The sequence below is a fragment of the Mycolicibacterium aichiense genome (assembly GCF_010726245.1).
Taxonomy (GTDB): domain Bacteria; phylum Actinomycetota; class Actinomycetes; order Mycobacteriales; family Mycobacteriaceae; genus Mycobacterium; species Mycobacterium aichiense.
Genome location: NZ_AP022561.1, coordinates 1,177,940 through 1,193,477, shown reverse-complemented (window position 1 = coordinate 1,193,477; position 15,538 = coordinate 1,177,940). Strand labels below are relative to the sequence as shown.

12 protein-coding genes and 1 pseudogene are annotated in these 15,538 nt (G+C 67.4%); 10 read left to right on the top strand and 3 right to left on the bottom strand.

Translation table 11 applies throughout. The features are described from left to right. Nucleotides 1-19 precede the first annotated feature (19 nt). The gene (locus G6N32_RS05810; protein WP_115316816.1) at nucleotides 20-661 is read right to left on the bottom strand and encodes a nitroreductase family protein; all 642 of its coding nucleotides are present in this window, start codon (nucleotides 659-661) and stop codon (nucleotides 20-22) included. A gap of 23 nt (nucleotides 662-684) precedes the next feature. Between G6N32_RS05810 and G6N32_RS05805 the strand changes: the two genes are divergently transcribed. Then, complete coding sequence (locus G6N32_RS05805) at nucleotides 685-1,095, top strand: TIGR03667 family PPOX class F420-dependent oxidoreductase (RefSeq protein ID WP_115316817.1); 411 nt, start codon at nucleotides 685-687, stop codon at nucleotides 1,093-1,095. A gap of 103 nt (nucleotides 1,096-1,198) precedes the next feature. Then, nucleotides 1,199-2,152 (top strand): annotated as a pseudogene (locus G6N32_RS05800) (13E12 repeat family protein); the annotation flags it as partial. A 357-nt stretch (nucleotides 2,153-2,509) separates the two neighbouring features. On the opposite strand, the gene G6N32_RS05795 reads toward G6N32_RS05800, so the two are convergent. Then, complete coding sequence (locus G6N32_RS05795; RefSeq protein ID WP_115316818.1) at nucleotides 2,510-5,803, bottom strand: error-prone DNA polymerase; 3,294 nt, start codon at nucleotides 5,801-5,803, stop codon at nucleotides 2,510-2,512. A gap of 88 nt (nucleotides 5,804-5,891) precedes the next feature. On the opposite strand from G6N32_RS05795, the gene helR reads away from it, so the two are divergent. From helR to G6N32_RS05770, 5 genes are all read left to right on the top strand, one after another. Next, nucleotides 5,892-8,087: an RNA polymerase recycling motor ATPase HelR gene (gene helR / locus G6N32_RS05790; protein ID WP_163789144.1), complete on the top strand. Its 2,196-nt coding sequence runs from the start codon at nucleotides 5,892-5,894 to the stop codon at nucleotides 8,085-8,087. Between the two features lie 177 nt (nucleotides 8,088-8,264). After that, nucleotides 8,265-9,098, top strand: a complete 834-nt coding sequence (locus G6N32_RS05785) for a hypothetical protein (RefSeq protein WP_115316819.1) — start codon at nucleotides 8,265-8,267, stop codon at nucleotides 9,096-9,098. A gap of 186 nt (nucleotides 9,099-9,284) precedes the next feature. Beyond that, a complete protein-coding gene (locus tag G6N32_RS05780; RefSeq protein WP_115316820.1) occupies nucleotides 9,285-10,103 on the top strand; it encodes a hypothetical protein in 819 nt (272 codons plus the stop codon). A 70-nt stretch (nucleotides 10,104-10,173) separates the two neighbouring features. Continuing rightward, nucleotides 10,174-10,866 carry a DUF899 domain-containing protein gene (locus G6N32_RS05775; RefSeq protein ID WP_115316821.1) on the top strand — a complete coding sequence of 231 codons (693 nt, stop codon included), beginning with the start codon at nucleotides 10,174-10,176 and terminating at the stop codon, nucleotides 10,864-10,866. Next, nucleotides 10,863-11,579: a VIT1/CCC1 transporter family protein gene (locus G6N32_RS05770; protein ID WP_115316822.1), complete on the top strand. Its 717-nt coding sequence runs from the start codon at nucleotides 10,863-10,865 to the stop codon at nucleotides 11,577-11,579. Before G6N32_RS05775 ends, G6N32_RS05770 begins: the two co-directional genes overlap by 4 nt. A 26-nt stretch (nucleotides 11,580-11,605) precedes the next feature. On the opposite strand, the gene G6N32_RS05765 is transcribed toward G6N32_RS05770, so the two are convergent. Then, nucleotides 11,606-12,475: a MaoC family dehydratase gene (locus G6N32_RS05765; RefSeq protein WP_115316823.1), complete on the bottom strand. Its 870-nt coding sequence runs from the start codon at nucleotides 12,473-12,475 to the stop codon at nucleotides 11,606-11,608. A gap of 92 nt (nucleotides 12,476-12,567) precedes the next feature. Between G6N32_RS05765 and G6N32_RS05760 the strand changes: the two genes are divergently transcribed. Genes G6N32_RS05760 through G6N32_RS05750 form a run of 3 tightly spaced genes read left to right on the top strand, consistent with a single transcriptional unit; the run spans nucleotide 12,568 to nucleotide 15,531 of the window. Then, a complete protein-coding gene (locus G6N32_RS05760) occupies nucleotides 12,568-13,275 on the top strand; it encodes a histidine phosphatase family protein (protein ID WP_115316824.1) in 708 nt (235 codons plus the stop codon). Beyond that, complete coding sequence (locus tag G6N32_RS05755) at nucleotides 13,275-13,682, top strand: acyl-CoA thioesterase (RefSeq protein ID WP_115316825.1); 408 nt, start codon at nucleotides 13,275-13,277, stop codon at nucleotides 13,680-13,682. Before G6N32_RS05760 ends, G6N32_RS05755 begins: the two co-directional genes overlap by 1 nt. Nucleotides 13,683-13,713: 31 nt before the next feature. Next, the gene (locus G6N32_RS05750; protein ID WP_115316826.1) at nucleotides 13,714-15,531 is read left to right on the top strand and encodes an SDR family oxidoreductase; all 1,818 of its coding nucleotides are present in this window, start codon (nucleotides 13,714-13,716) and stop codon (nucleotides 15,529-15,531) included. Nucleotides 15,532-15,538 lie beyond the last annotated feature (7 nt).

Here is a 15,538-nt window from a genome sequence, read left to right as displayed (position 1 = left end):
GGGAATCATCTCGGCCGGGTCACCAGGTGTCCCAGTGGGTCAGCTGTTCGGCGGGCAGCCGCTTGGCGGGCTTGAAGTCCGTGCCCTTGGTGTATGCGATCGGCCAAAGGCCGCCCTGGGTGTACCGGTCGAACGGGATGCCGAGCAGATCGGCGGCCTGCTTTTCGCCGTCCCCGATCAGGTGCAGAGTCGTGTACGCCGAGCCCAGCCCGCGCGACCGCAGGGCCAGCATGAAACTCCAGACGGCGGGGATGAGGGAACCCCAGTACGACGCCTGCATGCCGGCGGGGGCGCCGTCCGGGCGGCCCTCCAGGCACGGGATCAGGAACACCGGGGCCTTCTCGAGGTTCTCGTTGAGGTACTTGGCCGAGCTGAGCACCGAGTCCATCTGCGCATCGCGCATGTCGCCGCGAACCGGGGCGGGCATGTCGAGGTAGGGCGTGCCGGTGGCCCGGTAGATATCGGCCAGCGCCTTCTTCTTGGCGGGGTCCTCGACGAACAGGAACTGCCAGCCTTGGGCATTGGAGCCTGTCGGCGCCTGCAGGGCCAGATCCAGACACTCCATCAGGACCTCACGCGGCACCGGCCGGTCGAAGTCGAGCCGCTTACGCACCGATCGGGTGGAAGTAAGGAGTTCATCAACGGTCAGATCGAGTGTCATGAGCTGAGACTACATTCGGCCCCATGGCAACTGAACTGAGTCAAGAGGTGCGCGATCGGCTTGTCGGCGACAACTTCGGCTGGTTGACCACAGTCGCCAAATCCGGCCAGCCGGTGCCCAAGTTGGTGTGGTTTTACTTCGACGGCACCGACGTCATCATCTACACGGCGCCCGGCTCGGCCAAGGTGCGCCACATCGGCTCCCATCCGCGGGTCAGCCTGAATCTGGACTCCAGCGGCGATGGCGGAGGCATCATCGTTGTGGGCGGCCCCGCCACCATCGACAACGAGGATGCCGACCCGCGTGACGACGCGGCGTTCTGGGCGAAATACGGTGCGCTGTCAGACCAAGCCGGGTTGACCGACTCGATGGGTGACTACAACCTGCGGCTTCGGATCAGCATCGACAAGGTGTGGACGACGCCGACGGAGTGATGCTGGAAGCGTAGCGGCGCAACGTTTTCCACAGATCCGAAACCATCCACAGGCCCGGTTGGGGCCGCGGAACCTGTCGGTGAGGTGCCATAGAATTTCGAACATGAGTTCGATCTCGGTGGCGCTGGATGCGCTTGACGCGGCGGTCGAGCTCGTGGGTGCCGCCGATATCGAGGAACTGCCCGCGCCGGAGCGCTTCGCGGCTATCGAGCGGCTAGAAAGCGCGGTGCGTCGCCAGGTCGCGGTCTCGCACGAGCAGATCACCCATCTGGAGCGTTACGAGGGTTGTCCGCCGATCTCGATCGTGTTGGCCGACGTGTTGCGGATCAGTCGAGCCGCCGGCAAGCGTCGGGTCCGTGATGCCGAACAGTTGACGCCGCGGACCACGCTGACCGGTGAGGCGCTGGCGCCGCTCTTGCCTGCGACGGGGAAGGCCTGGGAGGCCGGCTATCTCGACGGTGAGCACGTGCGGGTGATTCAGAAGTTCCTCCGCGAGCTACCCGAACATGTCGGGCCGGTCGAGATCGAGAAGGCTGAACGCACCCTGGCCGAGCACGCCCAGACCATGCGACCCGATCAGCTGGAGAAGGTGGCCGACCGGTTGGCCACCCACCTCAATCCCGACGGCAGGTTCTCCGAGGAGGACCGGGCACGCAAGCGTGGCTTCGTGTGGTGCGGCGGGCAGCGCGCCGACGGCATGAGTGCCGGGAAGTTGGTGGCCGATCCGCAGCTGCGGGCGATGCTGGATGCGTGGATGGCGAAGTTCGCCGCACCCAAACCCGACGGTGACGAGCCCGACCTACGTAGCCATGCGCAACGCCAGCACGATGCGTTGGCGGAATTGGTTCGCGGGCGGCTGGGAGACCCCAAACTCGGCCGGCACAATGGCCTTCCGGTCACCGTGATCGTGTCGACGACACTGCAGGACCTGCAGGCCGGCGCGGGGCACGCCGTGACCGCGGGCGGCACCCTGCTCCCGATCAGCGACCTGATCCGGATGGCCACCCCCGCCCACCACTACCTGGCGGTGTTCGACGGCGTCACCGGGCAGTCACTGTGGCTCGGTCGCAGCAAGCGACTGGCGTCGGCAGACCAGCGAATCATGTTGCTGGCCAAATACCGTGGCTGCACCGCACCCGGCTGCACCGTCAACGGCTACAACAGCCACGTCCACCACGCGGCCAAAGATTGGAAACACGGCGGCAGCACCGACATCGACGATCTCACCCTGGCCTGCAAATGCGACAACCTCTTGGTCGAAAACGACGGCTGGACCACCCGTCAACTCGCCGACGGTCACACCGAATGGGCACCGCCGCAGGATGTTCCGCTGATCGGCGGCACGAACACCTACCACCACCCAGAACGCCTGCTCCCCAGACGACGAAAAGGACTAGCTCGAGTTCCGCTTCGCTCAGCGGAAGTCCCGGGACCGCGAACTCACTTTCAACGTGATGCGGCCCATCCGTTCGGCCATCACGGTCACCGCCCCGGTGGCGTTCTGCACCTGCCCGCGGATCAACAGCGCCGACGCGGTCTGCGCCAGTTTCCGATGCCGGTTCCACACCCCCGGCGTACACAGCACATTGACCATGCCGGTCTCGTCCTCGATGTTCATGAACGTCACGCCCTGCGCGGTGGCCGGCCGCTGCCGGTGTGTCACCGCGCCCGCGATCAGCACCCGGCTGCCGTCGGGTACGTCCAACAGCCGGTCGGCAGTGACCACACCCATCGCGTCGAGATCTTCGCGCAGAAACTGGGTGGGATAGCTGTCCGGCGAGATGCCGGTGGCCCACACGTCGGAAGCGGCCAACTCCACCTCGGTCATGCCGGGCAACGCCGGCACGTGTGATGACGAGCCGACACCGGGCAGTCGGTCTGGGCGCTGGGACGCCGCCGCCCCGGCCGCCCACAGCCCCTCCCGTCGGGTGATCGCGAAACAGCCCAGCGCTCCCGCGGTGGCCAGCGCCTCGGTTTGCGGAACCGAAAGCTGCACCCGCCCAGTCAGATCCAGTAGTGAAGCGTAGGGGCCACCGGCGTCACGCTCCTCGACGATCCGCTGAGCCAGGTCGTCACCGATGTTGCGCACGGCGCCCAATCCCAGCCGTACCTCCATCCCGGAGTTCTCCAGCGTGGGATGCGCCAAGCTGGCATTGACGTCGGGCCCGTGCACCGTCACCCCGTGCCTGCGGGCGTCGGCGACCAGCGACTGCGGCGAATAGAAACCCATCGGCTGGGCACGCAGCAGCGCGGCGCAGAACGCCGCCGGGTGGTGCAGTTTGAACCACGAGGAGTAGTACACCAGCGAGGCGAAGCTCAGCGAATGGCTCTCCGGGAAGCCGAAATTGGCGAAGGCTTCCAGCTTGTCGTAGATCCGTTCGGCGATCTCGCCGGTGATGCCGTGGCGCTGCGCCATCCCGGCATAGAAGCGATCCCGCAGCCGTCGCATCTTCTCGGTGGAGCGCTTGGACCCCATGGCCCGGCGCAATTGGTCGGCCTCGGCTGCCGAGAATCCCGCGCAATCCACCGCCAGCTGCATGAGCTGCTCCTGGAACAGCGGCACCCCCAACGTCTTTCGCAACGCAGGTTCCATCGACGGGTGGTCGTAGGTGACCTCCTCGAGACCATTGCGCCGTTTGATGTAGGGATGCACCGAGCCGCCCTGGATCGGTCCGGGACGGATCAGTGCCACCTCCACCACCAGGTCGTAGAACACCCGCGGCTTCAACCGCGGGAGAGTGGCCATCTGGGCGCGCGACTCCACCTGGAACACCCCGACCGAGTCCGCCTTCTGCAGCATCTCGTACACCGCGGGTTCGGACAGATCCAGGCGTGCCAGGTCGACCTCGATGCCTTTGTGTTCGGCCACCAGATCGATGCAGTAGTGCAACGCCGAGAGCATGCCGAGGCCCAGCATGTCGAATTTCACCAATCCGATTGCCGCACAGTCGTCTTTGTCCCACTGCAACACGCTCCGGTTCTCCATGCGCGCCCACTCCACCGGGCAGACGTCGGCAATCGGGCGATCGCAGATCACCATGCCGCCGGAGTGGATGCCCATGTGCCGGGGCAGGTTCTTGATCTGGACCGCCAGGTCGACGACCGGCTCGGGGATACCCTCGAGGTCAGCCGAGTCGGCCCCGGAGTGCCAGTGGCTGATCTGCTTACTCCAGGCATCCTGTTGCCCCTGCGAAAAGCCGAGCGCACGTGCCATGTCACGCACCGCACTCTTGCCCCGATAGGTGATGACATTGGCGACCTGCGCGGCATAGTCACGGCCGTAGCGGTCGTAGACGTACTGGATGGCCTTCTCCCGAAGGTCCGACTCGATGTCGATGTCGATGTCGGGTGGGCCGTCGCGGGCCGGGGACAGGAACCGCTCGAAGAGCAGTTCGTTGGCGATCGGGTCGACTGCAGTGACACCCAGTGCGTAACACACCGCGGAGTTGGCGGCCGATCCCCTTCCCTGACAGAGGATGTCGTTCTCCCGGCAGAACCGGGTGATGTCGTGGACCACCAGGAAGTACCCCGGGAACTTCAACGCGGCGATGACCTCGAGTTCGCGCTCGAGCTGGGCGTAGGCCTCCGGCGCACCGGCGCGCGGCCCATAGCGCCGGGCGGCGCCGACCATCACCAGCTCGCGCAACCAGCTGTCCTCGGTGTGCCCGTCGGGCACATCAAACGGGGGCAGCTGCGGTGCGATCAGCGCCAGCCCGAAAGCGCACTGCTCACCGAGATCTGCTGCAGCGCTGACGACTTCAGGATACTGCGCGAACAGGTGCGCCATCTCGTCGCCGGACCGCAGATGCGCACCGCCCAGCGGGGCCAGCCAGCCGGCCGCCTCGTCCAGCGACTGGCGCGCCCGGATCGCTCCCATCGCCATCGCCAGCCTGCCGCGGCTCGGCTCGGCGAAGTGCGCCCCGGTGGTGGCGACGACCCCCACTCCGAACCGGGGAGCCAGCGCGGCAAGCGCGGCATTGCGCTCATCGTCGAACGGATCACCGTGATGACTGAGTTCGATGCTGACCCGGTCGCTACCGAAGCGGTCCACCAGATCGGCCAGCGCTGCGGCCGCCGCGTCTGGCCCACCGCGCGAAAGCGCCTGCCGGACATGACCTTTGCGGCAGCCGGTAAGAATGTGCCAATGCCCGCCTGCCGCCTCGGTGAGGGAGTCGTAATCGTAGCGCGGTTTGCCCTTCTCACCGCCGGCCAAATGCGCGGCGGACAACTGACGAGACAGCCGACGGTAGCCTTCCGGCCCGCGGGCCAGCACCAGCAGATGCGGGCCGGGCGGGTCGGGCACTTCGGTGCGGGCGGTATTGCCCAGCGACAGTTCGGCACCGAAGACGGTGCGCATGTCCAGTTCTTTGGCGGCCTCGGCGAATCGCACCACGCCATAGAGCCCGTCGTGGTCGGTCAGCGCGATGGCCCGCAGGTCCAGCCGCGACGCCTCCTCCACGAGTTCCTCGGGGGTACTCGCTCCGTCGAGGAAGCTGTAGGCCGAGTGCGCATGCAGCTCGGCGTAGGGCACCGTCGAACGCAACGGTCGGTCGCCGATCGGTTCGTAGGGTTCCCGCCGACGTGACCACGCCGGACTGTCTCCACCGTCGGCGTGCGGTTCGCCCAGTGACAGGCCGGGGCGGCGGGGCTTGCCGTTGAGCACCCGCTCCATCTCGCCCCAGCTCGGCGGCCCATTGAACCAGCGCACCCACCCAGCTTAATCGAACATGTGTTCTATGTCCGAGTTGCCGGGGAAAGTAGACGAGGATGGTGTGCGATCGAAAGAAATGAGGGGCATGACGACGCAGGCACACGACCACGAGCTGGAGTCCGAGCGCGATTACCTGGCCGATCTCTACGACCGGCTCGACGCCAGGCGCAGGCAGATGAAGGCCCACTACCGCGCCGCACTCGGCGGGCCGATCGACATCCAGGACGGCGGAACCCTGGTGGCCCGCGATGCCGAGGTGCGGGCACTGGCCCAATCGATGGCCCGCCTGGACGTGGCAGATCACGGTCTGTGTTTCGGGCGGCTGGACGCCATTTCCGGGGAACGGCTCTACGTCGGCCGCATCGGCATCTTCGACGAGGACAACGAGATACTCCTGCTCGACTGGCGGGCGCCGGCCGCGCGCGCGTTCTACATCGCCACCGCCGCCAACCCCGAGGGCATGCGGCGGCGCCGGCAGTTCCACTCCCTCGGGCGCAGGCTGGTCGACTTCACCGACGAGGTGTTCGGCCGTCCCGACCCGAACGCCGGCGACGACAGCCCGTTCAGCAGTGACGCGGCGCTGCTCGCGGCCGTCAACGCTCCCCGCGGGGAGGGCATGCGCGACATCGTGGCCACGATCCAGGCCGAGCAGGACGAGATCATCCGCCTCGACCACCCGGGCGTGCTGGTGATCGAGGGCGGCCCAGGTACCGGCAAAACCGTGGTGGCACTGCACCGGGTGGCGTACCTGCTCTACACCCAACGCAAGCGGATCGAACGCCACGGCGTGCTTGTCGTCGGACCCAACCAGGCGTTCATGAACCACATCGGCCGGGTGCTGCCCTCGCTGGGCGAATCGGAGGTGGTGTTCTCGACGGTCGGCGATCTGGTTCCCGGTCTGCACGTCACCGCCGAGGACACCCCGGATATCGCCCGCATCAAGGGTTCTCGCGCGATCCTGTCAGTACTTGCGGCGGCGATCGCCGACCGCCAGCGTGTGCCCGAGCACCCATTGGATATCCCGCTGGGCGATGTCACGATGCAGATCGCCGCCGACACCGCGCAATGGGCGATCGACGAGGCACGCGCAAGCGGACTGCCGCACAACGCCGCTCGGGCGGTGTTCCGCGACATCGTCACCTACGTACTGACCGAGCGTGGGATCGCCCGGATCGGCCGCGGCTGGTTGACCCGTGACGATCGCGACGCCTGGGAGAAGGTGCGCGCGGACCTGCTCGCCGACCTCGAAGACAACGAGCGGTTCCTCGCCGCCCTCGACCAACTCTGGCCAGTCCTCGAGCCGGACGAACTGCTGGCCGAGTTGTATACCTCGCCCGACCGGTTACGCGCCGCCGGCGCCGACCCGGCGCTACTGCGAGAAGTCGGCGACGCCTGGACGACCTCCGATATCCCGCTGCTCGACGAGTTGGTCGACCTGCTGGGCCGAGACAAGGCGGCCGACGACGCCGCCGCACAGGCGCTCAAGGTGGAAACCGACTACGCCCGAGGCGTTTTGGAGAATATGGTCGCGCACGAGGATCTGATGGACGATGAGGACCATCTGCTCGCGCAGGACCTGATCGACGCCGAGGGCCTGGCCGAACGCTTCACCGAGCGCGACTACCGAGATCTCGCCGAACGCGCGGCCGCCGACCGGGACTGGACCTATCGGCACGTCGTCGTCGACGAGGCCCAGGAGCTCTCCGAGATGGACTGGCGGGTGCTGATGCGCCGCTGCCCGAGCCGGTCGTTCACGGTCGTCGGCGATCTCGCACAGCGCCGCTCGATGGCCGGTGCGACGTCGTGGGCGCAGATGCTGGACCCGTACGTGCCCGGCCGGTGGGTGTACCGGTCGCTGTCGGTGAACTACCGTACCCCCGCCGAGATCATGACCGTCGCCGCTGCGGTGTTGGCCGATTTCGCGCCCGACGTCCGGCCGCCGGAGTCGGTGCGCGCGTGCGGTGTGCGCCCCTGGTCCCGGCGGGTCACCGCGGAGCAGATGCCGGGCGCCATCGAAGAATTCGTCGCCGCCGAGGCCGGTCACGACGGGACCAGCATCGTGATCGGACCGCCGGGCATGCCGAGTGTGGTCGCGCCGTCGGAAACCAAGGGTCTCGAGTTCGACGCGGTGCTGGTCGTCGAGCCGGAACTCATCCTCGCCGACGGTCCGCGCGGCGCGGCCGAGCTCTACGTCGCGCTCACCCGCGCCACCCAGCGGTTGGGTGTGTTGCATACGGGCCCGCTGCCGCCGGCGCTGGCCGGGCTTGCCGAAGCTCCGTAAACCATACGCAGAGACACCGGTACGGCAATTGTCTCCGGCGGCCGGCGCGTGGATTACCGCAAATTATCGTGCGGTAGTCCGAACCGGCTGCGAAGCTGTTCCACGGCGGATTCCCAGCCGCGGAAGTGAAGCCGGCGAGCCTCGTCGGCACCGCCCGAACGAGGGAGACACTCTCTGATGGAATTCGCCGCCCCGAGCCGTTCACTGCGCACCGTCGCCACCCTCACCACAGTCGGCGCACTGGCCCTGACGCCCGTCGCGGTCGCACCAGTCGAACTGCACAGTCCAGGCGTCCCGGCCCTCCCCGTCTCCAGCCAGGTGGTCCGGCTCACCGACGCCTGGTCGGATCTGCTGACCAACACGGTCAGTAACACCGTCCAGCTCGCCGGGCTGTTCCTCGGCCTGAACAGCGGCTCTACCCTGCCGAATCCGACGATTCCACTCGCGCCGGTCGCCACCCAGTTGGTGCTCAACCAACTGATCTACACCGTTCAACTGTTCACCGGCAACGGCGCCGACATCCCGGGTGAGATCGCCACCCATCTCGACAAGCTTGGCAACGTCGCGCAGGCTCTCGCCAACGACCTGCCGGGGATCGTCGTCGATCAGCTTCGGACACCGATCAAGGCGTTCGAGCTGACTGTCGATTCCGTGACCACCAGCGGCAACGTGCTCCTTGCGCTGCTGGAGGCGCCCGCAGTGTTCCTGGACGTCGCCCTCAACAGCCAATACGGCCTGCTCGGCCTCGCCGGCCCGATCGCGGTACCGATCATCGTCCGAAACCTCGTGGCCACGGCGCTCGAGACTCCGCTGCCCACGATCGTGCTGCCGTTCAAGAAACCGGCCGCCGCGGTGGCGCCCAAGCCCGCCGCGGCCACGGTGTCCGATCCGGCGGATACCGCCTCCTCGGCCCGGCCGAAGAGGAAGTCGCCGGCGGCCAACAGCAAGCGTAAGGCGACGCCGGCCAAGGCGGGTGCCAGGCCATCCGGCGTCGGACACGGCAAGCGGTAGAGACCGTCTGGCCGACAGACGTCCCCCCGTTCCAGCAATGAATTCATAATGCGGATAAAAGCCGATCCGCAAATAATGGTGTCGAGACTGAACCCGGCTGCGACACTATTCCACAGCGGATTCCCAGTCAGGGAAGAGAAGCCGGCGAGGCCTCGTCGACACCGCTTCACAAGGGAGAACTCTCCGATGGAATATGCCGTCCGTCGCTGCGCACTCGCCGCCACCACTCTCGCCACTGCCGGTGCGCTCACGTTGACACCCGTCACGGTCGCGCCACCACAGCTGACCGCGACTCATATCTCCGCGCCCGCGGTTCAGCTGACCAATGTGTGGTCCGACCTGGCCGCTCACACCGTCACCAACGTGACCCAGCTCGCCGAACTGTTCCTGGGAACGGGCAATGCCGCTCCCCTGCCCTCACCGACACTTCCGCTCGCGCCGGTCGCCACCCAACTGGTGCTGAACCAATTGATTTATGTGGCGCAGGTATTCACCGGCCAAGGCGGGAAGATTCCGGGCGAAATCAGCACGCATCTCACCGAGGTCGGCACGCTGGCCGGCCAGGTATTCAATGCGGTGCCCGCGATCGTCGTCCAGCAGCTTTTGGTGCCGCTCTACGCCGCCCAAAAGACGGTCGAGTACGTCGCAGGCAGCGCGAACCCGGTCGGCGCGTTATTCGAAGCCCCGGCATTGTTTCTCGACCTCGCCCTGAACAGTGACGCCGGACTGCTCGGCTCCTACGGGCCGATCGGGCTACCCCTGTACATCCGAAACCTGTTGGCCGAGGCGATCTACACACCGCCACCCACGATCGTGCTGCCGTTCAAGAAGCCCGCCGCGGCCTCGACCCCGAAAGCCGCAGCCACCAGGACGCCCGCACCGAAGGCGCCGTCGGGAACCGCGTCCTCGGCCCGGTCGAAGCCGAAGGCGGCGGCCGGCAGCAACCGCACGGCCGGTGCCGCGAAATCGAGCGGCACGAGCGGCGCGCACAGCAAGCGGGGCTGACACAACCGATGACTTTCGGGGGCGGGGCGAGTCCATCCGTGTGACGGAACCCGACAGCAAGGAGTCCCCAATGTCCGCCCTGCCTCCGGTGGTCGATCAGCAGACCTGGCGCGCCGCACTCGACGAACTGCGCGCCCGGGAGAAGGCCGCCACCCGTGAACTCGACGCGATCGCCGCGCAGCGGCGACGGCTGCCGATGGTCGAGATGCCGAAGTATGTCCTGACCGGACCAGCCGGCCCGGTCGCGCTGGCCGAGGTGTTCGACGGGCGATCACAGCTGATCGTCTACAACCACATGTGGACCGACGGCGCGGACTGGCAGTGCCCGGGCTGCACCGGGTTCACCTCACAGTTCACCCGGCTGGATTTCCTGGACAACTACGACGCGCGGTTCGTCATCGTCACCAATGGGCCGATCAGCGAAGCCTTGGCTTACAAGGCCAAGGTGGGCAACAAGATGGACTGGTACTCGTCGGCAGGCAGTACGTTCGGCGCCGACGTCGACGCCGCCCCCGGCGAAGGGTTCGGAGTCAATGTCTTTCTGCGCGAGGGCGATACGGTGTACCGCACCTGGCACACCAACGGCCGCGGCACCGAGCAACTGAGCCACTCGTTCGCCCTCATCGACCTGCTGCCCTGGGGGCGCCAGGAGGAGTGGCAGGACTCCCCGCCCGGCTGGCCGCAGCGCCCGACATATTCCGGTTGGGCGGGCTCGGAGGACATCGCGCGTGCCTACGGCGAAAGTCCTACGCTGCACAGGTGACATCACCTCAGCTCCACCCGTCCGAACCGCACCACGACGCGTTCGGCAGTCGGCTCAACTGGCTGCGAGCGGGAGTCCTGGGCGCCAACGACGGGATTGTGTCGACGGCCGGCATCGTCGTGGGCGTCGCCGCGGCAACCGTCGAGCGCGGTCCCATCTTCACCGCGGGCATTGCGGCGCTGGCGGCCGGCGCCCTGTCGATGGCGGTCGGTGAGTATGTCTCGGTCAGTACTCAGCGCGATTCCGAGAAGGCGATGCTGAAAAAGGAGCGGCTCGAACTCGACACCGAACCCGCCGCCGAGCTCGACGAGCTTGCCGCTCTCTACGAAGCCAAGGGCCTGTCCCCCGCCACCGCCCGCACGGTGGCCGAGGAGCTCACCGATCACGACGCGTTCGCCGCCCACGTCGACATCGAACTGCGTATCGACCCCGATGAACTGACCAACCCGTGGCAGGCCGCGTTCTCCTCGGCGGTGTCGTTCACGGTCGGCGCGATACTGCCGCTGCTGGCAATCCTGTTGCCACCGGCGTCTATTCGCGTGCCGATCACCTTCGTCGCCGTGCTGATCGCGCTGGGGGTGACCGGCTGGGTCAGCGCCCGCCTCGGCGGCGCCAATCCGCGGCGGGCAATCTACCGGGTGGTCATCGGAGGCGCGCTGGCCATGGCCGTCACGTTCGGCATAGGCCACCTCGTCGGCGGCGCGGTCGGTTGACCCATCGGCGCGGCGGCGCCGTGAAATCAGTCGACGTATTCGGCTGAGCCGTCGTCGAGCACGACCCGCGCGTTGGAACCGTCCGGCCCGCTGGCCTCGGTGCGGTACACCGCCCGGCCTGCCTCGGTACGCCAGATCGACGTCGTCAACGTCTCACCCGGGAAGACCGGCGAGGTGAACCGCGCGCTGACCGCAGTCAGCTTCGCCGCGTCGTTGCCTGCGAGCTCGGCCAGCAGCGCCCGGCCTGCGAACCCATACGTGCACAGCCCGTGCAGGATCGGCCTGTCGAAGCCGGCCATCTCGCGGGCGAACCAGGGATCGCTGTGCAACGGATTGCGGTCGCCCGACAGCCGGTAGATCAACGCCTGATCGCCGCGGGTCGGCATGGCGATGCGGGCATCCGGTTCGCGGTCGGGGTACTCGGGAGCCTGCGGACGCTGCCCGGGCTGCCCGCCGAAGCCGCCTTCGCCGCGGATGACCGCGGTCGACAGGGTCTCGGCGATCAGCTCGCCGGTAGCCGGATCGGTGCCCTTGCCCCGCATCACGATGATGGCGTTCTTGCCCTCGCCCTTGTCCTGGATGTCGGCCACCTCGGAGACCACCGACAGCTGACCGGACGCGGGCAGCGGTGCGTGCAAGCGGATCTCCTGCGAGCCGTGCAGCAGCATGCCCCAGTTGAACGACCCGACCTTGGTGGCGGCCCCGAACGCCGGGCAGCAGATGACCGCGAACGTCGGCAAGACCTGCTGCGTGATGTCGTGGCTGTTGTCGGTGGTGAAGGCCAAATCGTCGGTTCCCGCACCGACACCGAGGGCATAGAGCATCGTGTCGCGATCGGTCCACTGGTAGGGCTGGGGGTCGGTGACCGCTCCGATTGCCGTGGGGTCGATGGCCATTGCCGCACTCCTGAGGTCGTGGATAACGAAACTCCATAGTCGCACTGGCGCAATCGCGCCCACCACAGCGGTGGACAAGGCACGCTAGGAGGATGCATCTTCTGCGCGCCCGGACCCTCGTCTCGCTGATCGCCGTTTTCCTGGCGGCCGTGCTCCTCGCCAGCTGCAGTGCCGAAACCCCGCACGATCGCACGATCACCCTGACGTTCATCCGGCACGCCGAGTCCGAAGCCAATGCGGCCGGGGTGATCGACACGTCGGTGCCCGGGCCGTCGCTGACCGAGACCGGCGAGCAGCAGGCCACCGCGACGGCCAACCGGCTGAAGAGCAATGGGTACGACGGTGTCTACGCCTCGGACATGGTGCGCACCCAGCAGACCGCGGCGCCGATGGCCAAGGCCCTCGGCAAGCAGGTCACCGTGCTGCCGGGCCTCAACGAGATCTCGGCGGGCTGGTTCGACGGCCGCAGCGTGAAGAACGCCGCCGCGACCTACATGGTCGCCCCGGCCGACTGGCTGCGCGGCGACACCGACTTCAGCATCCCCGGCTCGGTCAGCGGCGCCGAGTTCAATGGCCAGTTCACCGGCGCGGTCCAGCGCATCTACGCCAGCGGCAACAACAAGCCCGTCGCGTTCTCCAGTGCCGCGTCAATCATGTTGTGGACGTTGATGAATGCGCGGAACGCCAAGGACAGCCTGGCAACGGATCATCCGCTGCCCAACACCGGCCGGGTGGTGGTGACCGGCAATCCGGTGATCGGCTGGACGCTGGTGGACTGGGACGGCATCACTTCGTTCTGATGACGCCGGACCGGTTCGGCATGCCGCTGCGCGTGCGGTACGTCGAGTGCGACATGCAGGGCCGGGTTTTCAACGGCCACTATCTGACCTGGTTCGACATGGCCATCAACGAGGCCATCCGCGACATCTTCGGTGACTACCAGGTGTTGCTCGACGGGGGCATCGACTTCGTGGTGGCCGCTGCGGAGCTGCAGTTCCGCCAGCCGGCCCGGTTCGACGACGAGCTGGTGGTCGGCGTCGGCTTCGAACCCGTCGGCCGGACCTCGTTGAGCAGCCGCTTCGCTATTCGCCGCGGTGCGGACCTGATCGCCGAGGCGACGATGATCCATGTCTGCGTCGACGCGGTGACGTTCGAGAAGCGGCCGTGGCCGGACTGGTTCCGGGAGCGAATGTCGTCAGCGTGTTGACCGCGACATCATCTGCGATCAATGATGGCCCATGCGCTATGTCGTTACCGGCGGTACCGGGTTCATCGGGCGGCAGGTCGTAGCCCGGCTGCTCGACCGTTACGACGACGCCGAGGTATGGGCGTCGGCACACGACCTGCCGGAGCGAGCCGACCATGTGATCAACTGCCGGACGGCCGACACCGAGTCGGCCGTGGCGCTCGCTCGGGAACTCGGTGCGACGCTGCACCAGCTGTCGTCGGTCGCGGTGGCCGGCGACTTCAGGGGCGAGTTCACCGAAGACGATGTCGACGTCGGCCAACAGCTGCCCACTCGCCGCCATCGGACTGTGTTCGAGGCCGAGCAGCTGGTGCGATCGTCGGAGACGCGGTTCCGCATCTACCGGGCGGGGGTGGTCGTCGGCGACTCGCGCACCGGCGAGATCGACCGGATCACCGGCCCGTACCACCTCTTCGGGCTGCTGGCCCGGCTGGCAGCTTTGCCGCCGTTCACGCCGATACTGCTACCGAACCTGGGTCAGATCAACATCGTGCCGGTCGACTACGTCGCCGCGGCGATGGTGGAACTCGTCCATGCCGACGGCCGCGACGGGCAGACGTTCCACCTGACCGCGCAGGAGTCGGTCAGCCTGCGCCAGATCTATCGGAGCGTGGCCCGCTGCGCCGGACTGCCGCCACTGCGCGGCGGACTGCCCCGCCAGTTGGCCGAACCGCTGCTCGCGGTCCACGGCCGGGCGAAAGTGTTGCGGGATATGGCCGTAACGCAACTCGGTGTGCCACCAGAGGCCATCGACACTCTGCAGACCACCGCCGTTTTCGCATCCGATGCGACCCGAAAGGCGTTGCTCCCCAGCGGGATCGAGCCGCCGGCATTCTCGGAGTACGCCCCGGTGTTGTGGCGGTACTGGGCTGAGCACCTCGACCCCGACCGGACCGCTTCCGACTCGGAGGGACCGCTGGCCGGCAGGCACGTGATCATCACCGGCGCGTCCAGTGGCATCGGCCGCGCCTCGGCGGTGGCGGTGGCAGCCCGCGGCGCCACCGTGTTCGCGTTGGCGCGCAACGGTGAAGCACTTCACGAGTTGGTCGCCGACATCACCGCCGACGGCGGCCGGGCGTTCGCCTTCAGCTGCGATGTCACCGACACCGACTCCGTCGACACGACGATCGCGGAGATACTCGGCCGTTTCGGCCACGTCGACTATCTGGTGAACAATGCGGGCCGTTCGATTCGCCGGTCGGTGACCGCCTCGACCGACCGGCTGCACGACTACGAGCGGGTGATGGCGGTCAATTACTTCGGCGCGGTGCGGATGGTTCTCGCACTGCTCCCGCACTGGCGGGCACGCCGGTTCGGTCACGTGGTCAACGTGTCCAGCGCCGGTGTGCAGGCCCGCAACCCCAAGTACAGCTCGTACCTGCCGACCAAGGCGGCACTCGACGCTTTCACCGACGTGGTGGCCTCGGAGACGTTGTCGGACAACATCACCTTCACCACGATCCACATGCCGCTGGTCAAGACGCCGATGATCGCGCCGTCGGGTCGGCTGAACCCGGTGCCGCCGATCAGCGTCGAGCACGCGGCGGCGATGGTGGTGCGAGCACTGGTCGACAAGCCGGTCCGGATCGACACCCCGCTCGGCACGCTGGCCGACGCCGGTCAGTACTTCACCCCGAAGCTGGCCCGCCGGGTGCTGCATCAGCTCTATCTCGGCTATCCGGACTCGCCCGCCGCCCGTGGTGAGGGTCGGCGCCCGTCGTCCCCCGGTCCGCGCCTTCCGGTGATCCGGCTTCGCGCTCCGCGCCCGGTCAAACAAGTGGTACGCCTGGTACCCGGCGTGCACTGGTGAACTCAGC